This is a genomic window from Pseudomonas sp. HP_08, from assembly GCF_055284095.1.
This window is the reverse complement of the sequence record NZ_JBTOQC010000017.1, coordinates 94,661-112,835: the sequence shown is the minus strand read 5'-3', so window position 1 is coordinate 112,835 and position 18,175 is coordinate 94,661. Positions and strand designations below refer to the sequence as shown.

At 61.0% G+C, this 18,175-nt stretch carries 16 protein-coding genes; 11 read left to right on the top strand and 5 right to left on the bottom strand.

What is annotated here, in order from left to right:
* Positions 1 to 122: 122 nt before the first annotated feature.
* Complete coding sequence (locus ACYAS9_RS16985; RefSeq protein WP_463569430.1) at positions 123 to 1,007, bottom strand: DMT family transporter; 885 nt, start codon at positions 1,005 to 1,007, stop codon at positions 123 to 125.
* 289 nt (positions 1,008 to 1,296) lie between these two features.
* Here ACYAS9_RS16985 and ACYAS9_RS16980 point away from each other — a divergent pair, with 289 nt between their 5' ends.
* The gene (locus tag ACYAS9_RS16980) at positions 1,297 to 2,556 is read left to right on the top strand and encodes an OprD family porin (protein WP_463569429.1); all 1,260 of its coding nucleotides are present in this window, start codon (positions 1,297 to 1,299) and stop codon (positions 2,554 to 2,556) included.
* Between the two features lie 18 nt (positions 2,557 to 2,574).
* On the opposite strand, the gene ACYAS9_RS16975 is transcribed toward ACYAS9_RS16980, so the two are convergent.
* Positions 2,575 to 3,534 carry an AraC family transcriptional regulator gene (locus ACYAS9_RS16975; protein WP_463569428.1) on the bottom strand — a complete coding sequence of 320 codons (960 nt, stop codon included), beginning with the start codon at positions 3,532 to 3,534 and terminating at the stop codon, positions 2,575 to 2,577.
* A 275-nt stretch (positions 3,535 to 3,809) separates the two neighbouring features.
* Between ACYAS9_RS16975 and ACYAS9_RS16970 the strand changes: the two genes are divergently transcribed.
* Positions 3,810 to 4,205, top strand: a complete 396-nt coding sequence (locus ACYAS9_RS16970) for a hypothetical protein (protein ID WP_463569427.1) — start codon at positions 3,810 to 3,812, stop codon at positions 4,203 to 4,205.
* 35 nt (positions 4,206 to 4,240) lie between these two features.
* Here the strand turns inward: ACYAS9_RS16970 and ACYAS9_RS16965 are convergent, their stop codons facing one another.
* Complete coding sequence (locus ACYAS9_RS16965; RefSeq protein ID WP_463569426.1) at positions 4,241 to 4,564, bottom strand: hypothetical protein; 324 nt, start codon at positions 4,562 to 4,564, stop codon at positions 4,241 to 4,243.
* A 132-nt stretch (positions 4,565 to 4,696) separates the two neighbouring features.
* Here ACYAS9_RS16965 and ACYAS9_RS16960 point away from each other — a divergent pair, with 132 nt between their 5' ends.
* Positions 4,697 to 4,981 carry a hypothetical protein gene (locus ACYAS9_RS16960; protein ID WP_463569425.1) on the top strand — a complete coding sequence of 95 codons (285 nt, stop codon included), beginning with the start codon at positions 4,697 to 4,699 and terminating at the stop codon, positions 4,979 to 4,981.
* A gap of 40 nt (positions 4,982 to 5,021) precedes the next feature.
* On the opposite strand, the gene ACYAS9_RS16955 is transcribed toward ACYAS9_RS16960, so the two are convergent.
* Positions 5,022 to 7,415 (bottom strand): TonB-dependent receptor plug domain-containing protein, encoded by a 2,394-nt coding sequence (locus tag ACYAS9_RS16955; RefSeq protein ID WP_463569424.1) that lies wholly within the window; start codon positions 7,413 to 7,415, stop codon positions 5,022 to 5,024.
* A 217-nt stretch (positions 7,416 to 7,632) separates the two neighbouring features.
* A complete protein-coding gene (locus tag ACYAS9_RS16950; protein WP_463569423.1) occupies positions 7,633 to 8,841 on the bottom strand; it encodes an ammonium transporter in 1,209 nt (402 codons plus the stop codon).
* Positions 8,842 to 9,180: 339 nt separating this feature from the next.
* On the opposite strand from ACYAS9_RS16950, the gene ACYAS9_RS16945 reads away from it, so the two are divergent.
* From ACYAS9_RS16945 to ACYAS9_RS16910, 8 genes are all read left to right on the top strand, one after another.
* Positions 9,181 to 9,495, top strand: coding sequence for an ElaB/YgaM/YqjD family protein (locus ACYAS9_RS16945; protein ID WP_463569436.1), 315 nt, complete (start codon positions 9,181 to 9,183; stop codon positions 9,493 to 9,495).
* A gap of 4 nt (positions 9,496 to 9,499) precedes the next feature.
* Positions 9,500 to 9,892 (top strand): phage holin family protein, encoded by a 393-nt coding sequence (locus ACYAS9_RS16940; RefSeq protein ID WP_463569422.1) that lies wholly within the window; start codon positions 9,500 to 9,502, stop codon positions 9,890 to 9,892.
* Positions 9,889 to 10,245, top strand: coding sequence for a hypothetical protein (locus tag ACYAS9_RS16935; RefSeq protein ID WP_463569421.1), 357 nt, complete (start codon positions 9,889 to 9,891; stop codon positions 10,243 to 10,245). Before ACYAS9_RS16940 ends, ACYAS9_RS16935 begins: the two co-directional genes overlap by 4 nt.
* Positions 10,246 to 10,376: 131 nt before the next feature.
* On the top strand, positions 10,377 to 11,540 hold the full coding sequence (locus tag ACYAS9_RS16930) for an EAL domain-containing protein (RefSeq protein ID WP_463569420.1): 1,164 nt from the start codon (positions 10,377 to 10,379) through the stop codon (positions 11,538 to 11,540).
* Positions 11,541 to 11,603: 63 nt separating this feature from the next.
* Positions 11,604 to 12,935: a deoxyguanosinetriphosphate triphosphohydrolase gene (locus ACYAS9_RS16925; RefSeq protein WP_463569419.1), complete on the top strand. Its 1,332-nt coding sequence runs from the start codon at positions 11,604 to 11,606 to the stop codon at positions 12,933 to 12,935.
* A 263-nt stretch (positions 12,936 to 13,198) separates the two neighbouring features.
* A complete protein-coding gene (locus ACYAS9_RS16920; protein WP_463569418.1) occupies positions 13,199 to 13,597 on the top strand; it encodes a response regulator in 399 nt (132 codons plus the stop codon).
* A 280-nt stretch (positions 13,598 to 13,877) separates the two neighbouring features.
* Complete coding sequence (locus ACYAS9_RS16915) at positions 13,878 to 14,504, top strand: response regulator (protein ID WP_463569417.1); 627 nt, start codon at positions 13,878 to 13,880, stop codon at positions 14,502 to 14,504.
* 9 nt (positions 14,505 to 14,513) lie between these two features.
* Positions 14,514 to 18,137 carry a transporter substrate-binding domain-containing protein gene (locus tag ACYAS9_RS16910; RefSeq protein WP_463569416.1) on the top strand — a complete coding sequence of 1,208 codons (3,624 nt, stop codon included), beginning with the start codon at positions 14,514 to 14,516 and terminating at the stop codon, positions 18,135 to 18,137.
* Positions 18,138 to 18,175: the final 38 nt, after the last annotated feature.

Sequence of the window (18,175 nt, the reverse complement as noted above, 5' to 3'; positions counted from 1 at the left end):
GCCCGATGGAGTGGCGCCGGAGTGAGGGTACCCCGAAGGGGCCCAGCCAGGAGCAAACGGTTTGGTTACTTTGCCATGACAAAGTAACCCGGCCCGAAGAGGGCCGGAACCTCTCTCAAGGCCTACCTCTTCCTGCGCTGCTGCCAAGCCGCCGCCAATCCACTCAAACAGATAATCGCAATACCGATCTGCGCATCCAGCGGCGGCATGTGATCAAACACCAGCCACCCCAGCAACCCGGCAAAAACAATCTGGCAATAACTGAATGGCGCCAGCATCGCCGGTGCCGCGTAGCGAAACGCCTGGGTCAGCAACAAATGCGCGCCCATGCCGCAAGCCCCCAGCGCCAGCAAGAACGGCCAGTGCTTGAATTCCGGGGTCTGCCAGAAGAACGGCACTAGAGCGCTCATCACCAAGGTATTGAACAACCCGGCAAAGAAGTTACTGGTGGTCGGGCTGTCATAAGGGCTCACCAGCCGGGTCAGCAGTTGATAGAAGGCAAAGCACAGTGCCGACGACAGCGGCAGCAGAATCGCCGGGGTGAACAGTTCGCCGCCCGGGTGAATGATGACCACCACCCCGATAAAACCCACGATCACCGCACACCACTGGCCACGGGTAACCTGCTCGCGCAGCAGCGGTACCGACAGCGCCGTCACCAGCAAGGGCGCAAGAAAGTTGACGGCTGTCGCCTCGGCCTGGGGAATGAACAGCAGGCTGCTGGTGAACAGCAGGCTGGTGCCCAGCAAAGCCAGCGCGCGCAGCACCTGAAACAGCGGCCGCTTGGTCCGCAACACCCGCAAGCCCGACGAAGGCATGAAGATGAACGCCATCAACAGGGTGTGCACCACATACCGCGCCCAGACCACCAGCATCACCGGATAAAAGCCTGACAGGTACTTGGACAGCGTGTCATGACTGGCAAACAGAAACGTGGCCAACAGGATGAAAGTAATCCCTTTGAGGGGATGGTTGACGCCGGACACGGGCGTACTGGTCGTGCTCATTGGGCTTCCTTAGGCTTTATACGTAAAGCAGGCATGAATCGGCGGCAGGCAAAGTGATGGGCAGACAAACATTGTTATAGCTGACCGCTGGCACGACGCCCTGTTCTGCAAGCGTCTCAGTCAGTCGTTGTTGCGTCTTGTCTATAATGTTCTAACCAGTTAATTAACGTGCGATAATCGCCCTGTAACGTTTCCAAACAATTGCAGGCCACGTTCATGCCCAGCACTATTTCAGGCAGCAGCACCGCATTCGTTTCAATCGACCTATAACTACAAAAAAGGCATCGCCATGCGCTTTTCCTCTTCCCGCACTACCAAGGGCAGCTTCTGCGTTCTGTTCACCGCCACCGCACTGATCCCGACGGTCAGCCACGCCGCAGGCTTCGTCGATGACGCCAAGGTCGGTTTGAACCTACGCAACTTCTTCATCAACCGCAACTTCGTCGACCCGGCCAATGCGCAGAGCGGCGCGCAGGAGTGGACGCAGAACTTTATCCTCGACGCCCGCTCCGGCTTTACCCAAGGCACGGTAGGTTTCGGTGCCGATGTGCTGGGCATGTACTCGCTCAAGCTCGACGGCGGCAAGGGTTCGGGCGGCACACAGTTGCTGCCGATCCACAGTGACGGTCGCCCTGCCGATGACTTCGGACGTCTGGCGGTGGCCGGCAAGGCACGCTTTTCCAAGACCGAACTGAAAGTCGGCGAATGGATGCCGGTGTTGCCGATCCTGCGTTCCGACGACGGTCGCTCGCTGCCGCAGACCTTCCAGGGTGCGCAGATCACCTCGAAGGAAATCGACGGCGTGACCCTGTACGGCGGCCAGTTCCGCGCCAACAGCCCGCGCAACGATGCCAGCATGGAAGACATGTTCATGAACGGCCGGGCCGGTATCACCTCAGACCGCTTCAACTTCGCCGCCGGCGAATACACCTTCAATGAAAAGCGCACCACGCTCGGTGTCTGGTACGGACAGCTCGAAGACATCTACCAGCAGCAGTACTACAACGTGCAGCACAGCCAGCCGGTCGGCAATTGGGTGCTGGGCGCCAATCTGGGCTACTTCATCGGTAAGGAAGACGGCCAGGCACTGGCAGGCGACCTGGACAACAAGACCGCATCGCTCATGCTCTCGGCGCGTTACGGCGGCAGCACGTTCTATGTCGGCCTGCAAAAAGTCAGCGGCGATAACCTGTGGATGCGCGTCAACGGCACCAGCGGCGGCACCCTGGCCAACGACAGCTACAACTCAAGCTTCGACAACGCCAAGGAGCGCTCTTGGCAGCTGCGGCACGACTATGACTTCAGCGCACTGGGCGTGCCGGGCCTGACCCTGATGAACCGCTACATCAGCGGTGACAACGTGCACACCGGCGCGATCACCGATGGCGAAGAATGGGCACGCGAGTCGGAACTGGCCTATGTGTTCCAGCAAGGCGCGTTCAAGAGCCTGAGCATCAAGTGGCGCAACTCGACCATGCGCCGCGATTACAGCACCAACCAGTTCGACGAGAACCGGGTGATCGTGAGCTATCCGATCTCGGTGCTGTAAGCGGACCGGGCGGCGATCCTACGCAGATCGCCGCCTCAGCGTATCGGAGGGCAATTCGCCAAAGCTGTTGCGGTAGCTCTCCGAAAAGCGCCCCAAGTGCAAGAAGCCATAGTCCATGGCCAGTTCGGTGATATTGCGCACCCGGCAGTCCGGGTCTTTCAGGCAGGCATGAATACGCTGCAGCTTGCGCTGGCGCACATACAGTTTCGGCGTCACGCCCGCATGCCGCTCGAACAACCCATACAGGCTGCGCAGGCTGACCCCGGCCTGACCGGCAAGCGCTTCGATGTCGATGTCCTGCTTGAGGTTGCGCTCGATGTAATCGCTGATGCGCTCGAACACTGCCGACGACCCCACAAGATTTTCGCGGCTGACGTTGGTTTTCATCAGGGTCAGCATCTTGCTGGCGACGATTTGCGCGTAATGCTCCTGCACCCGCAACAGCCGCTCTTCAGCCTCGGCTTCCTGGCAAACCATTGCCAGCAAGTTGACGAAGCCGTCCAGACGCCCCAGTTGATAGCGGTTTTCCGTGAAGCGCACGCCATCGTGCGGGTGCTGCCAGCGATGCTCGGCACACACTGACTCGATCAGGGTCACGGGCATTTTCAGGATGAATTTTTCGCAGTCGTCCGAATACGTAAGGTCTACCGGATCATCGGGATTGATCAACAGCAGTTCACCCGGCGCAAAATAATGCTCCTGGCCATGGCCGCGCCACAGGCAATGGCCACGCAGCAGGATCTGCAGGTGAAAGATGGTTTCGAGCGCCGGAGAGGTCACCCGTACACCGCCGCCGTAGCTGATGCGGCACAGGTCCAGGCTGGCAAACTGGCAATGGTTGAGACTGGCTTCGGGACGACCGACCGCAGGCATGCGGATGTTGTGCGTGCCCACATGCTGATTGACGTAACTCGACACCGCATGCGGGTCGGCACGGTCGAACACCCGACTGCGCTCACTGAGCAGGCGACTATCCATAAGGCAAGGCACTCTTGTAATTATTCTTGTGGGTCTGCGCTTGGCATCGTGGCAAAGGCAGAGGCTAATCAGGTCGCGGCACTCTGTCGGGCCGCTGCTGGCGTCAGAGTAAGGGCGCCGTGTGACAAGCGTCAATCGAGCCCTTGTGCTATATGGGCGGTAATCGAACGGCATAGTGGCACATACCTTGACAGCAGGTGTCTGGCTCGCACATCAGGCGCGGTGCGGCGCGTGGCGCTGGTCATATCCGGATACGAATCGCTATGCTTGGACACATGAGCCCGAACCCGATTCGCCATCCCTGCCCGCCCGGCGCCTGCAATTGCGGGCGCGAACGGCTGGACACGGCCGGCGCCGATCAGCGCATCCTGCTGCTGACCCGCGAGCAGGAACAAAAGCTGCTCGAACGCCTGGAAAACGTCGAAAGCCTCAGCCAGTTGCAGCATCTGCAACAGCGGATCTTCGAACAATTGGGCGTACGGGTTCACATTGCGCCTGGCTTCAACGAGGTGAAAACCATGCGCGGTATCGGCATTCACATGGATGAACTGCCCGGCCTGTGCCGCAAGACCCGCCAGTCGATTCCCGCTGCAATTCGTCGCGGCCTTGAAAAGCGCCCGCATATTGCCTGGGAATTGCTCAATACCTTCGACCTGCTGCGTGACGCCTGACGCCGGGTCTTGCGCCCGGCGTGCAGATCAAGGTCTCAGCGGTTCGACAGCAGACGCTTGATAATCAGACCGACGCCCACGGCAATGGCCGCCGACTTGACCGGATTGGCCTTGATGAACACGGTGGCCTGCTCGACTTTCGAAGGGCCGTCCAGCGGGCGCGGCTGCTTGGGCGACAGCAGGTTTTCGGCACGGTCCAGCAGTTGCCCCAGCAAATGCCGCGATTGTGGCCCGCGATCAGCGCGAATAGTGCGGCCACGCTTGAGCAGCGCATCGGCTTCGTCCAGAAAAGTGCTGAGTTCCGAGCGGGTCTTGACCTTCAGATCGTCGGCCAGTTTGTCGGTGATATCGCGTGCCATGAGCTGTACCTGATGAGTGGGGGGGATACAGCGTTGACTGTGGGGTGGCCGGCTTCGTTCCGTTCATCATCGGCCTGCCATCGATGATAATATTTCGCATCCTCACACAGGCAGGGCCCCTCAGGCAGGCACATGCAGGACACGTATGAGATTCACTATGTAAAGCACGGACTCAAAAAAGTATTCGTCCTCAACCGCAACGCCATGAGCGAATTCGACGCCTGGAAAGCCGCCTTGCTCATCGACGGAGAATGCGTGGGCACCACGGTATTTCTACGCACGCTGGACGACGCCATCACCAGAGCCACCCTGAACGGCATCAGCAAGGTGCGCTGGAACAAGGCCAGCCATGTGGTTTCGTGGAGCGAACGAGCGCGGCAGAACCAGAACACCTTGCCAGTCACCCGTATCGGATGAGGCAGGCGCTCTGGAACCTGCACAGCATGCGCCCCTCGTCTTACCAGTTGTAGGTCACCTTGCCGTAGTAGTACGCACCGCTATAGCCATAAGGCGAATAGGTGCTGTAGGCCAGGTTGCCGCCGCTGTTGGTGAAGTCGTTCTGTTTTTCCGGGTACTTGTCGGTGACGTTGTCGCCGCCGACGGTGAAGGTCCAGTTGCGCAGGTTGTAGTCCAGCGCCAGGTCCAGCAGCCAGGCGGCTTTATAGGTCTGGTCGTTGACCGGGTCGGCCTGGTAACTGGTGAACTCGCCATAACGCACCAGATTGGAATGCAACGCCCAGTTGCCGAAGGTGAAGTCGTTGCCGAGGCTCAGCTTGTGCTTGGGCGTGGTATCGCCCAGCAGGCCGATGCGCTCGCGACGGTCGACACGCAGCAGATTGACGCCCAGTTGATCGAGCACCGCCGGGTTGGCTTTGACGTCGGTGACCTTGGTGTGGCTGTAGTTGTAGCCCAGGGTGCTGTTCCAGCGCACGCCGTTGTCGAACTGGTAACGGTAGTTGGCCACCAGGTCGACGCCGTCGGTGCTGGTGTCGGTGGCGTTGGTGAAATAGCGCACGGTGGTGTAGTTGATGTCGCCTACGCCGTTGGCGCGCAGGTAGTTGGTGGCCGCGTTGTTGAGCACCAGGTTGGATGACAGCGAGATCCGGTCACGAATGTCGATGCGGTACACATCGGCGGTCACGGTCAGGTTATCCAGCGGCTCCAGCACCAGGCCCAGGCTGTAGTTGCGCGACTTTTCCGCTTCCAGGTCTTCGGCACCGAGCAGTTGCGCAACGCGGCTGCTGGCCGGAAACGTACCCGCTTCCTGAAGCGTGCTGCCGATCAGTTGCGAGGACGTGAAGGCAAAGTCTTGCTGGGCCAGCGATGGCGCACGGAAGCCGGTCGACACACTGCCGCGCAAGGCAACCTGCGGGGTGAAGTCATAACGTGCCGACAGCGAGCCGCTGACGTTGGAGCCAAAGTCGCTGTAGTCCTCGTGACGCACCGCCGCCGAGGCGCTGAGTTTGTCGGTGAAGTTGGTTTCCAGGTCCAGGTACTGGGCGAAGTTATGCCGCGACGAACTGCCGGCATCGGAATCGCGGAAACCGGCCAGTCCCGAACTGCCGCTCTGGAAATACGACTCGGCCTGACCGGCCTCGATCTGATAGCCCTGGCGCAGATATTCGGTGCCGAAAGCCACCGACACCGGATTTGGCAGCCAGGCCGCGCTGAATTCACGCGACAGGTCCAGGCTCACTTGCTTCTGATCGTTGGTCAGCGTGCCGTTATAGAACGAGCGCGGCGTGTTCAGGCCCAGGGAGGTGTTGATGGTCTTGGTGCGAATCTCGTAGCTGTTCTTGCCGTAGTTGGCCGACAGGTCGTAGTGCCAGTCGAACGCCAGCTCACCGCGCAGGCCGGCCACCAGAGTGGTGTCTTCCAGGGTGCCGCGAATCAGCGGCAGATAGCCGTTGGGGAAGATCGCCGGGTTGTTGTTCGAGGCATTGCTGGCCCGATAGAACGCCGCCGTCTCGCCCCGGCGCTTGCTGTAGCCGCCAAAGGTGTAGAACTCGGCCGCGTCATTGAAGCTGTATTCACTGTTGAACTGCAGCTTGCCCTCTTCGGTGGCCGGCTCACCCTGACGGAAGACATGCTGGCCGTAAGTGGTCGAACCGATGCTGGCGGCGCGAAAATCGTTGCCGGCACGGTCGGTGTAATCGTTGTTGGCGCCTTCGGCCGACAGGTTGATAAAGCCGTCGCTGCCCAGGGCAATGCCGGTATTGCCCGACACCTTGCGCTGAATGCCGTCGCCCTTGGTGTATTGGCCAAAGCCGGTGGACACCGAGCCGCCATGGTCGGCGCTCTTGAGAATGACGTTGATGACCCCGGCAATCGCGTCCGAGCCGTAGCGCGCCGAGGCGCCGTCACGCAGCACTTCAATGCGCTCGATGGCCGACAGCGGAATCGCGTTCAAGTCTGCCGGTGCCGAGCCGCGCCCTACCGCACCGCCCAGGTTGACGAACGCCGAGGTGTGCCGGCGCTTGCCGTTGACCAGCACCAGCACCTGGTCCGGCGACAGCCCGCGCAACTGCGCAGGGCGCGTCAGTTCGGCGCCGTCGACCAGACTGGGACGCGGAAAGTTGATCGACGGAATCAGCTTGGCCAGCACCGCGCCCAGCTCTCCGGAACCACTGTTGCGCAAGGTGTCGCCAGTGATCACATCGATCGGCGACAGCGAGGCACTGGCCGTGCGTTCCTGGGTGCGGGTGCCGGTGACAATCACCGTGCTCAATGTCGAACTGGCTGATGTTGCGCCTTGGTCGCCCGCCTCTTCTGCCCCCGCAGAAGTGCCGAACGCCAGCAGATTGGCCGACACGATGGCCGTGACCAGCAGGTGTTGCTTGAAGCTCCTCATACCGCTCCCCTTGAATCCCTTTAACCAGGCACAGGGCCTGGCCTTGACGAGCGATCCGTATGGAGAACGGTGGCGATCATCTGATCATTATTGAGTGAGAACTCCGGTAGCCCGATGCCATATATCCTAACTCGATTTAATTTTGGTATTTAAATACGAATATGGAATAAGACGATGCATTTGAGTTTGTAGAGGGCGCGTCCATGCGCCTCGGCAGTCAGTCCTGACTGACCGCACCAATCTTGTGAATCGACAGGTCAGCCCCGTAGTACTCCTGCTCCTGATTCAGACGCAGGCCCACCACACGCTTGAGCACGCCATACACCAAAAGCCCACCAACCAGCGCCACGACCACGCCCAGCAGGCTGCCGATCAACTGGCTGATCAGGCTCACGCCGCCCAGGCCGCCGAGTGCCTCCTGGCCAAAGATGCCGCAGGCAATGCCGCCCCATACGCCGCACAGACCGTGCAGCGGCCAGACACCGAGCACATCGTCGATTTTCCAGCGCACCTGGGCGGCGGTGAAGCTCCAGACAAACAGGCCGCCGGCAATCGCGCCGGTCACCAGCGCACCGACCGGATGCATCAGGTCGGAGCCTGCGCAGATTGCCACCAGACCGGCGAGCGGGCCGTTGTGCAAGAAGCCCGGGTCATTGCGCCCGACCAGCAGCGCGGCGACGGTGCCGCCGACCATCGCCATCAGCGAGTTGACCGCCACCAGGCCACTGACCGCCGGCAGGGTCTGGGCGCTCATGACGTTGAAGCCGAACCAGCCAACGATCAGGATCCACGAACCCAGCGCCAGAAACGGAATGCTCGACGGCGGGTACGCCACCAGACGCCCGTCACGGTAGCGACCGTTGCGCGGGCCCAGTAGCAGCACCGCCGCCAGCGCCAGCCAGCCGCCCATGGCGTGCACCACCACGGAGCCTGCAAAGTCATGGAAGCTGGCGCCGAAGCGCTCCAGCAACCAGGCTTGCAGCCCATAGTTGCGGTTCCAGATCATGCCCTCAAACAACGGATAGACAAACGCCACGATCAACGCCGTGGCACACAGCTGTGGCACGAAACGCGCACGCTCGGCGATACCACCGGAAATGATCGCCGGAATGGCTGCGGCAAAGGTCAGCAGGAAGAAGAACTTGACCAGGCCATAGCCATGATCGGCATTGAGCACCGCCGCCGGCTGCATGAAGGTCACGCCATAGGAAATCCAGTAGCCGACAAAGAAATACGCCAGGGTCGACACGGCAAAATCACTGAGGATCTTCGACAGGGCATTGACCTGATTCTTCTGCCGGACCGTGCCGACTTCGAGAAACGCGAAGCCTGCGTGCATGGCCAGGACCATGACCGCGCCCAGCAGCAGGAACAGGGTGTTGGATCCATGGACCAAGGTGTCCACGGCGCTTTGCAAATTTTCCATTGAAAAGGCAGACCTGCAGGTTCTTGAAAGCACCAAAGCGATACATTCTTCAACCGGCGCGCACCGAACTGGCGCAATACGCAGGTAACCCGATCCATCGGCAGTGCCCCGAGTGAGGGCATGAAGAGAAAAGTGCTTCGGATATTTCTCGGTTTTTAGAGTTTTGGCGTAGGGTATGCGCCCAGTGCCGCGCCTGTTTGGCGCAACCACGCCACGCAACGCACCATGGCGAAGCAAAAGCTGTACCAGCGCGCTATCGAACACTGGAAAGGCAATCGAACTGAACCTTCCGCGAAACGCTCTACTCTCAATCCCTACATGCCATTCACGGAGAACACCATGGCCCGCCGTACTGCTCAGAATGCTCAGGAAATTCTCTTGGCCGACTTCCAGACCCTGGTTGCCGACACCGAAAAGCTGTTGGATCACACCGCCTCTCTTGCCGGCGAACAGGCCGACATCTTGCGCGACCAGATTCAGGACAGCCTGCTGCGCGCTCGCGAAACCCTGAAACAAACCGAAGATTCCCTGCGCCAGCGTGGTGAAGCTGCCGTCATCGCCACAGAAGATTATGTGCAGAACAATCCCTGGCAGTCGGTGGGCCTGGCCGCAGGTGCCGGGTTCCTGATCGGCCTGCTGGCATCCCGGCGTTAAGGCCATGGATCCGCAAGCACAAGACGCCGCTGCGAAGGCGGCGCAGGGTCCTTCACCGCGGCGTCTGGGCGCCGCTTTCATTGGCCTGATGCACAGCCATATCGAACTGTTCGGCATTGAATTGCAGGAGCAGAAGGCCCGCACGTTGCACCTGTTGCTGTTTGCAGGTCTAGCCCTGGTGTTTGCCCTGCTGTTGCTGACTGCATTGTCGGCACTGGTGCTGATCGTGCTGTGGGACAGCTACCGTCTGGTCGGCATCATTGGCTTGTGCGTCTTCTATTTTCTGGCACTGGTGTTCTTTGCCCTGCGGATGCGGGCGGCGATCTTCGATGAGTCCTCGCCGTTCAGCGCCACGCTCGAAGAACTGGCCAACGACCGTGAGCGACTGCTGCCATGAGTGAACCAAAATCACACCAAGGCAATACCCGACGCGAGCTGCGCAAGGCGCTGGTTCGCCTGCGCATGGAAATGCACCGTCAGGAAATCCGCCATGAGTCCACGCAACTGATGCAGCCGTTCAAGCGGGTGCGTGGCATGACACGTGACATTCCCGGCACGCTGGGCATCCGCCACGCGCCGCTGTGGGGTGTGGGCGCCGTTGCCCTGCTGGGCTTTCTCGGCGGCAAAGGCCGGGGCCGTGAACGTGCAGCACCTGCACGCGCTGGCGGCCTGGGCCGATTGATCAAATTGAGCGTCACGCTGATGCCACTGATCAAGCTGGCGATCCAGAGCCGCATGCGCAAGCCATAAACAGCGCACGCCACTCGCGGCTTGCCGTAGTGGCGCTCTGGCTACAATCTTGCAACAGACTTTATCCCAGCGCCCGGGCCACTGCCCGGGCGCGGTTTTGTGTGCACGGTTTATTGTTCAAGGAGCACCATGTGATCGAGGGGCAACCCATTGCCTGCTTCCAGCCGTTTATCGATACCGCCACGGGGCGGATCGCGGGTGTCGAAGCTCTGGGCAGACTGCGCGACGAACAGGGTAACCTGCGCTCGGTCGGCCCGCTGTTCAACGATCCGGCCCTGTCGGGCGACACCTTGCGCCAACTGGACCGAGTCATCCGCGACAATGCCTTGAGCCGCCTGCACGAGGCACCGCAAGACTGGTTTTTGAGCCTTAACATGTCGCCACGCTGGATCAGCGGCGTGGCTCCGGGCGAGCCGCTGCCCAGCCTGCAACAGCTTGAGCGGCATGACGTGCCCCCGCAGCGGGTGGTGTTCGAAATCACCGAACTGGGTGGCGACAGCCAGCGCCTGAACGAGGTGGTCAACCGTTACCGCCAGGCCGGTGCGCGCATCGCCATCGACGACTTCGGCGCCGGTTACTCGCAACTGGACCGCGTGCTGGCCTTGCAGCCGGACATTCTCAAGCTCGACATGCGCCTGTTCCAGGCCGCAGCGCGCGGCGGCCCCAGCAGTGAGGTGGTACGCGCCCTGGCGCTGATGGCCGAAAAAACCGGTTGCTGGATCATTGCCGAAGGCGTCGAAACCGAAGCCGAGCTGCACTTTGCCCTGGAATGCGGCGCGCGCTATGTGCAGGGCTATCTGTTCGCCCGCGCCGAAGAACACTTTTTTGCCGCCGACACCTTCGTCGAAACGTTTGCCGCCCTGCGCGACCGCTATGTGCTGCACAAGGTCGCCGAACGCGCCCGGTTGATGACCCGGCGCAAGAAGCTGGCGCGCCTGATGGGCCTGTTGCAGCGCTGGGCCCTGGACGAGTTGCCGGTCAGCGAACTGCCCCATCCGCAGGATTACCCGTGGTTGCTGCGCTTTTATCAATGTGATCGTCACGGCACCCAACTGACTCCCAACCTGGAATGGCGCAACGGCGTGTGGCAGGCCGATGCACGTTACCTGGGGCATAACTGGTCGTGGCGACCGTATTTCTATCACCTGCTGGCCGAAGGCTGGGAAGAGCGGCGCCTGATCCTGTCCAATACCTATCGCGATGCCACCAGTAACCAGTACTGCCTCACCGCCGGGCAGTTCTACGCGGGCGGCACCCGGTTGTTATTGATCGACATTGATGCCGCAGGCTTGTGACCCTTGCGGCAACGGTCACGAACCCTGAAGCTAGGCGTCTAATGAGCCTACGGAGCGCACGCCTTGGATTGGCAAACCCTGCTTAACCGCGAACGACTCGGCAAAACCCTGCAAAGCCCCGAAGAACTGGGGCGCAGCCCGTTTCACAAGGACCACGACCGGGTCATCTTTTCCGGCGCCTTCCGCCGCCTGGGACGCAAGACCCAAGTGCATCCGATGTCGAGCAACGACCATATCCATACCCGGCTGACCCATTCGCTGGAGGTCAGTTGCGTGGGCCGCTCACTGGGCATGCAGGTGGGCCAGACCCTGCGCTCGCAGTTGCCCGACTGGTGCGACCCGAGCGATCTGGGAATGATCGTGCAATCGGCCTGTCTTGCCCATGACATCGGCAACCCGCCATTCGGCCACTCCGGCGAAGACGCGATCCGCAACTGGTTCAAGCAGGCGGCAGGCCGTGGCTGGCTGGACGGCATGAGCGAGGTCGAGCGCAATGACTTTCTCAACTTCGAAGGCAATGCCCAGGGCCTGCGGGTGCTCACGCAACTGGAGTACCACCAGTTCGACGGCGGCATGCGCCTGACCTACGCGACCCTCGGCACCTACCTGAAATACCCCTGGACGGCGCGGCATGCCGATTCGCTGGGCTACAAGAAACACAAGTTCGGCTGTTACCAGAGCGAACTGCCGATCCTGGAACAGATCGCCCACAAACTGGGCATTCCGCAAGTCGAAGACCAGCGCTGGGCGCGGCACCCGCTGGTGTACCTGATGGAGGCGGCCGACGACATCTGCTATGCGCTGATCGACCTGGAAGACGGTCTGGAAATGGACCTGCTGCAGTACGCTGAAGTCGAAGCCCTGCTGCTGGACCTGGTGGGCGACGATCTGCCCGACACCTACCGCCAGCTGGGCCCCGATGATTCGCGGCGGCGCAAGCTGGCGATTCTGCGCGGCAAAGCCATCGAACACCTGACCAACGCCGCCGCACGCGCTTTTGTCGACCAGCAGCAGGCCTTGCTCGACGGCAGCCTGGAAGGCGATCTGGTCGAGCACATGCATGGCCCGGCCAAGCGCTGTGTGCTCAGCGCCAAGGACATGGCCCGCAAGAAGATTTTCCAGGACAAGCGCAAGACCCTGCACGAGATTGGTGCCTACACCACGCTTGAAGTGCTGCTCAACGCTTTCTGCGGTGCTGCCGTAGAGCAATTCGGTGGCCGTACGCCGTCGTTCAAGCATCGGCGCATTCTTGATCTGCTTGGCAGCAGCGCCCCGGCACCCGAGGCACCTTTGCACAGTGCGTTTTTGCGCATGATCGACTTCATCGCCGGCATGACTGACAGCTACGCCAGCGAAATGGCCCAGGAAATGACGGGAGGCTCGGGCCACCGCTAAAGGATACAGAGCGCGGCTGGCGCCACGGATCGGCACTTTTCCCGGTCTGTGGCGCAGTGGCGCGCACGCAAACTTCGGAAACGCCCTACACGCTTGTCAGAAACCTCCTATCGCCCGCTGGACAAGCGCTCCTGAATAATCCCCCCACTCGACGCCCCCGCAACGCCTTGCCAGATCAGGGCCTCCACGCCATGACTGCGGCGCTGCGCAGGCCATTGCGCCAGCACCTGCCGGGCGCGCCTCCCGAACCTGCCGGAAGACCCATGTTCAAACACAACCTGCGGATTCTGCTGGTGGAAGACCACCCTTTCCAACTGATCGCCACCCAGATTCTGCTCAACAACCAAGGCTACTTTCTGCTGACCCCGGCACTCACCGCCGCCGAGGCCTTCGCAGCCCTGGAGCGCAGCCCCCAGCCCTACGACCTGCTGCTCTGTGACCAGTGCCTGCCGGACATTGCCGGTCTGGAAGTCATCGATCATGCCTGGCGCAAAGGGCTGGCGCATAAGGCCATCCTGCTCAGCGGCCTTGAACCCGAGCAATTGCACAACCTGGAACAGTCCGCACGGCAACGCGGCCTGCCGCTGCTGGGTTGCCTGAACAAGCCACTGCATGGCCCCGACCTGTCGCGTTTGCTGAACGCTCTGGAGCCTGAAAACTGAGCCGCTTGTCATCACGACAAAGCCGTAAGATTCAGAGCATTATTTTGTAGGGTATTTCTCTAAATAAATAAACGGATCCTATCCAGACACTTCCAATGCATACTGGCCAATCGCACACTTAATTAAACATCGGCTGCTGAACTGGGCACTAACGTACGCCAATACGTTAATTATTGTAGGAACTTTCCTATATACAGCAACCGACCCTGTTCATTCATGTGACTTGCCGAGCTTCTGAGCTAATGTGCGCGCTTTCTTCGCTGTCTGTCTGGAATGAACTATGAACTCAGTCTTTATCATCGACGACCATCCTGTTATTCGCCTGGCCGTGCGCATGCTGCTTGAAAATGAAAACTACGAGGTGGTCGGTGAAACCGACAACGGTGTGGACGCCATGCAAATGGTGCGCGAATGCATGCCCGACCTGATCATCCTCGACATCAGTATTCCCAAGCTTGATGGCCTGGAAGTATTGGCCCGCTTCAACTCCATGGGCCTGCCTTCGAAAATCCTGGTCCTGACCTCGCAGACGCCCAGCCTGTTCGCCATCCGCTGCATGCAGTCTGGCGCGGCAGGTTACGTGTGCAAGCAGGAAGACCTCAGTGAATTGCTCAGTTCGGTGAAGGCGGTATTATCCGGCTACAATTACTTCCCCAGCCAGGCACTCAATACGCCACCCGGCGCAGACGGTAAACCCAGCGAAATTGAACTATTCAAATTAGTCAATGATCGCGAATTGATGGTACTGCAATTATTCGCGCAGGGTCGTTCCAACAAGGAAATTGCCAAGGGCATGTTTCTCAGCAACAAGACCGTCAGCACTTATAAAACCCGGCTCATGCAAAAGCTTAGAACCAAAACGCTGGTGGAACTTATCGAGATGGCTAAACGCAATGCATTGGTGTGAGTAAAGTGGATGTCCAGGTGCCTTGAACACAGTTGCAAACTGGCCGCCTGCCTGTTGCTGGCCTTGGGGTTGCAGGCCAGTGCCATGGCCGCCGACGCTTACAACCTGCTGGGCCGCACCACCGCCACGTCTATCGAGGTGAAGCTCGACCGCGCACAGTGGCAGTGGGTGCGCAGCCAGCGCGGGCTGGTGCTGGGCACCTCGGTCCCTGACTACCCGCCCTTCGACATGACGCTGTCGGGGCAGGACTATGAAGGGGTGACCGCCGATTATGCCGGCATCATTTCCCAGGCACTCAAGCTGCCCGTCAAGGTCATGCGCTTTGAAAGCCGCGATGCGGCCATCGAGGCGCTCAGGCAGGGTCAGATCGACCTGCTGGGCAGCGCCAACGGCTTTGAGGCCATGGAGCGCAATGTCAGCGTGTCCCTGCCTTACGCCACGGACCAATCGGTGTTGATGACCCGTACCGGAGAAACCCGGCCGCTGACCAATGGCCTCAAGGGCATGCGCTTGAGCATGGTCTACCACTACCTGCCTCCGCCCGAGATCCGGGCCTTGTACCCAGGAGCAATCCTGCAGACGTACCCCTCATTCCAGAGCGCTATCAACGCTGTGGCCTTCGATCAGGCCGATGTGTTTATCGGCGATGCGATTTCCACCCGCTACATCATCAACAAGGGCTATCTGAGCAATGTGCAGGTCGCAAGCTTCGGTAAACACGAGGCCAACGGCTTCGGTTTTGCCGTGCGCAGCGATAACACCCGGCTGCTGGAAGTCATCAACCTGACGCTGCAAGCCATTACGCCAGGCGAGCGTCTGGAAATTTCCAGGCGCTGGGGCACTGACAGCGCCGGGATGCCCGACGGCCAGCCGTTGCAGCTCAGTGCGAGCGAACAACGCTGGATGGCGGCGCATCCCCAGGTCCGGGTGGTGGTCAATGAAAACCATGCGCCCCTGACCTTTTTCGATGCCGATGGCCAATTGCGGGGCATCACCGCCGACTTGCTGGAACTGATACGCCTGCGCACCGGGCTGCGCTTTGAGGTGCAGCGCGCCTCGAGTACCCGCGACATGCTCGATCAGCTCAACCAGGGTGAGGCGGACATGATCGCAGCCCTGACGGTCAGCGACGAGCACAGTGCGCGCCTGGGCCTGGTGCGGCCCTGGCTCGACACGACCTTCGTCCTGGTGACCCGGCGCGATAGCAAACTGGCGGCCTGGCCCCTGCAAATGAACGGCAAGCGCCTGGCCGTTGCCGAGAACAGCCCGCTGCTGCCCTGGCTGCGCAGCCAGCACCCGGAAATCATCACGGTGCCGATCGACAACCCGCTGCAAGCCCTGGACCTGCTCAATGATGAACGGGTCGACGGTGCCGCCGTCTCGCTGCTCAGTGCCAATTATTTTCTCGCATCCGGGCGCTTTGCCCAGCACCTGCGCATCACCGCCACGCTGGGCGAACAACCGGCATTGATCGCCATGGCCACCGCGATGCCGGCTGTCGAGCTGCGTTCGATCCTCGACAAGGCGCTGATCAGCATCGCCCCGCAGGACATGACCGCCATCAACGAGCGCTGGCGCACTTACAACGCCAGCGGGGTCAACTGGCACCAATACCAGCGCCTGATCTATCGGGTGCTGATCGGCGCAGGCCTGCTGCTGTTCAGCCTGCTGGCCTGGAATGCCTGGATGCGCCGGCAGATCCGCCAGCGCAAAATTGCCGAGCGCGCGCTGAGCGATCAGTTGCAGTTCATGAACACCCTGCTCGACGGCACCCCGCACCCGATTTATGTCCGCGACCGCCAGGGCTTGCTGCGCATGTGCAACGACAGCTACCTGCAGACCTTCTCGGCCAGCCGTGACCAGGTCATTGGCCAGTGCGTCACCAGCGGCGTCCTCAGCAACGCGGCCGAAGCGGCCGATTATGCCAGCGACTATCAACGGGTCATGGCCACCGACACCGCCCTGGTCCTTGACCGCACGCTGCACCTTGGCGATCGACGGCTGACCATCTACCACTGGATCCTGCCGTTTCGTGACTCACTGGGCGATGTGCAAGGCATCATCGGCGGCTGGATCGACATCAGCGAGCGCCGGCAACTGATCGACGAACTGCAGGCCGCCAAGGAACAGGCCGACAATGCCAGCCGCGCCAAGAGCACCTTTCTGGCAACCATGAGCCACGAGATACGCACGCCCATGAATGCGGTGATCGGCATGCTGGAGCTCGCTCTGAAACGGGCCGACCAGGGCCATCTGGACCGTACGGCAATCGAGGTGGCGTACAGTTCGGCCAGTGATCTGCTGGAGCTGATCGGCGATATTCTCGACATTGCCCGCATCGAGTCCGGGCACCTGGCCCTCAGCCCGGAACGCGCCAATCTGCGGCAACTGACCGAGTCGGTGGTGCGGGTCTTCGACGGGCTGGCGAGGCAGAAAAGCCTGAGCCTGCACTTGGAGCTCGATGAGCGGCTCGACACCGATGTACTCATCGACCCGCTGCGCTTCAAGCAGGTGCTCTCCAACCTGATCAGCAATGCCATCAAGTTCACCCCGCAAGGCGAGGTCCGCGTCACCCTGCAGGCAAGCCCGGGCCTGCACGACCGGCAATTGCATCTGCTGTTGAGCGTACGCGACAGCGGCATCGGCATCGGTGCTGCCGACCTGCAGCGCCTGTTCGAACCCTTCGCGCAGGCCGACAACACCGGACAAATGGCACGCAGCGGCGCGGGTCTGGGCCTGGTGATCTGCCGTCACCTGTGCCAGATGATGGGCGGCAGCCTGGACCTGCAAAGCGAAGCGGGCCAAGGCACCAGCGTCACGCTGCGCATGGACCTGACGCTGCTCGATGTGACAGACCGACCGGTACAAAAACCCGAGGTGCTGGTGCCGGCCAGCAACGCCCTGCACATTCTGGTGGTCGACGACCATCCGGCCAATCGCCTGCTGCTCAGTCAGCAACTGGGCTTTCTCGGCCATCGAAGCGAAGTTGCCGAACACGGCGAGCAGGGTCTGCAGGCCTGGCTGGCACACACCTTCGATCTGGTCATGGTCGACTGCAACATGCCCGTCATGAACGGCTACGAGTTGACCCGCGCCATCCGCGAGCACGAAACCCTTGAGCAACGAACGCCCTGTGTCATCTGGGGCTTCACCGCCAATGCCCAGCCTGAAGAAGTGCAGCGCTGTCGCGACGCCGGCATGGACGACTGCCTGTTCAAGCCCATCGGCCTGACAGCGCTGGGCAAGCAACTGGCGTCCTTGAAGCCGGTGTTGTCCAGCGCCAGCATAGCCTTGCCATTCAGCCCCGACAGCATCCGCCAACTGACCGGTGACCGCGCCGACCTGGCCCATCGATTGCTGACCCAGCTACTGTCCAGCAACCGCCAGGACCGTGAGGCCCTGGCCCAATTGGTGCCGGGTCACGATGATCCGGCCATTGTCGAAATGGCCCACCGCATCAAGGGCGCTGCGCGAATCATCAGCGCAACCGGGGTAGTCGATGCCTGCGAAGCGCTTGAACAGGCCTGTCGTACACCGGCGCAAAGCGCTCTGGTCATGACGTGCCGGCAAACCCTGGACAGCGCGCTGCAAACCCTGGACAAGGCTCTGGCGACACACTTGCTCAACCTTTGAAGCGCGCGCATCACTTAACTGATAGACTGCGCGCCGTA

Coding starts and splice junctions, on each gene's coding strand:
- ACYAS9_RS16920 (WP_463569418.1), top strand. CDS start 13,199: ATGTTCAAACACAACCTGCGGATTCTGCTGGTGGAAGACCACCCTTTC.
- ACYAS9_RS16975 (WP_463569428.1), bottom strand. CDS start 3,534: ATGGATAGTCGCCTGCTCAGTGAGCGCAGTCGGGTGTTCGACCGTGCC.
- ACYAS9_RS16985 (WP_463569430.1), bottom strand. CDS start 1,007: ATGAGCACGACCAGTACGCCCGTGTCCGGCGTCAACCATCCCCTCAAA.
- ACYAS9_RS16945 (WP_463569436.1), top strand. CDS start 9,181: ATGGCCCGCCGTACTGCTCAGAATGCTCAGGAAATTCTCTTGGCCGAC.
- ACYAS9_RS16915 (WP_463569417.1), top strand. CDS start 13,878: ATGAACTCAGTCTTTATCATCGACGACCATCCTGTTATTCGCCTGGCC.
- ACYAS9_RS16950 (WP_463569423.1), bottom strand. CDS start 8,841: ATGGAAAATTTGCAAAGCGCCGTGGACACCTTGGTCCATGGATCCAAC.
- ACYAS9_RS16960 (WP_463569425.1), top strand. CDS start 4,697: ATGCAGGACACGTATGAGATTCACTATGTAAAGCACGGACTCAAAAAA.
- ACYAS9_RS16970 (WP_463569427.1), top strand. CDS start 3,810: ATGAGCCCGAACCCGATTCGCCATCCCTGCCCGCCCGGCGCCTGCAAT.
- ACYAS9_RS16955 (WP_463569424.1), bottom strand. CDS start 7,415: ATGAGGAGCTTCAAGCAACACCTGCTGGTCACGGCCATCGTGTCGGCC.
- ACYAS9_RS16910 (WP_463569416.1), top strand. CDS start 14,514: ATGTCCAGGTGCCTTGAACACAGTTGCAAACTGGCCGCCTGCCTGTTG.
- ACYAS9_RS16935 (WP_463569421.1), top strand. CDS start 9,889: ATGAGTGAACCAAAATCACACCAAGGCAATACCCGACGCGAGCTGCGC.
- ACYAS9_RS16980 (WP_463569429.1), top strand. CDS start 1,297: ATGCGCTTTTCCTCTTCCCGCACTACCAAGGGCAGCTTCTGCGTTCTG.
- ACYAS9_RS16940 (WP_463569422.1), top strand. CDS start 9,500: ATGGATCCGCAAGCACAAGACGCCGCTGCGAAGGCGGCGCAGGGTCCT.
- ACYAS9_RS16965 (WP_463569426.1), bottom strand. CDS start 4,564: ATGGCACGCGATATCACCGACAAACTGGCCGACGATCTGAAGGTCAAG.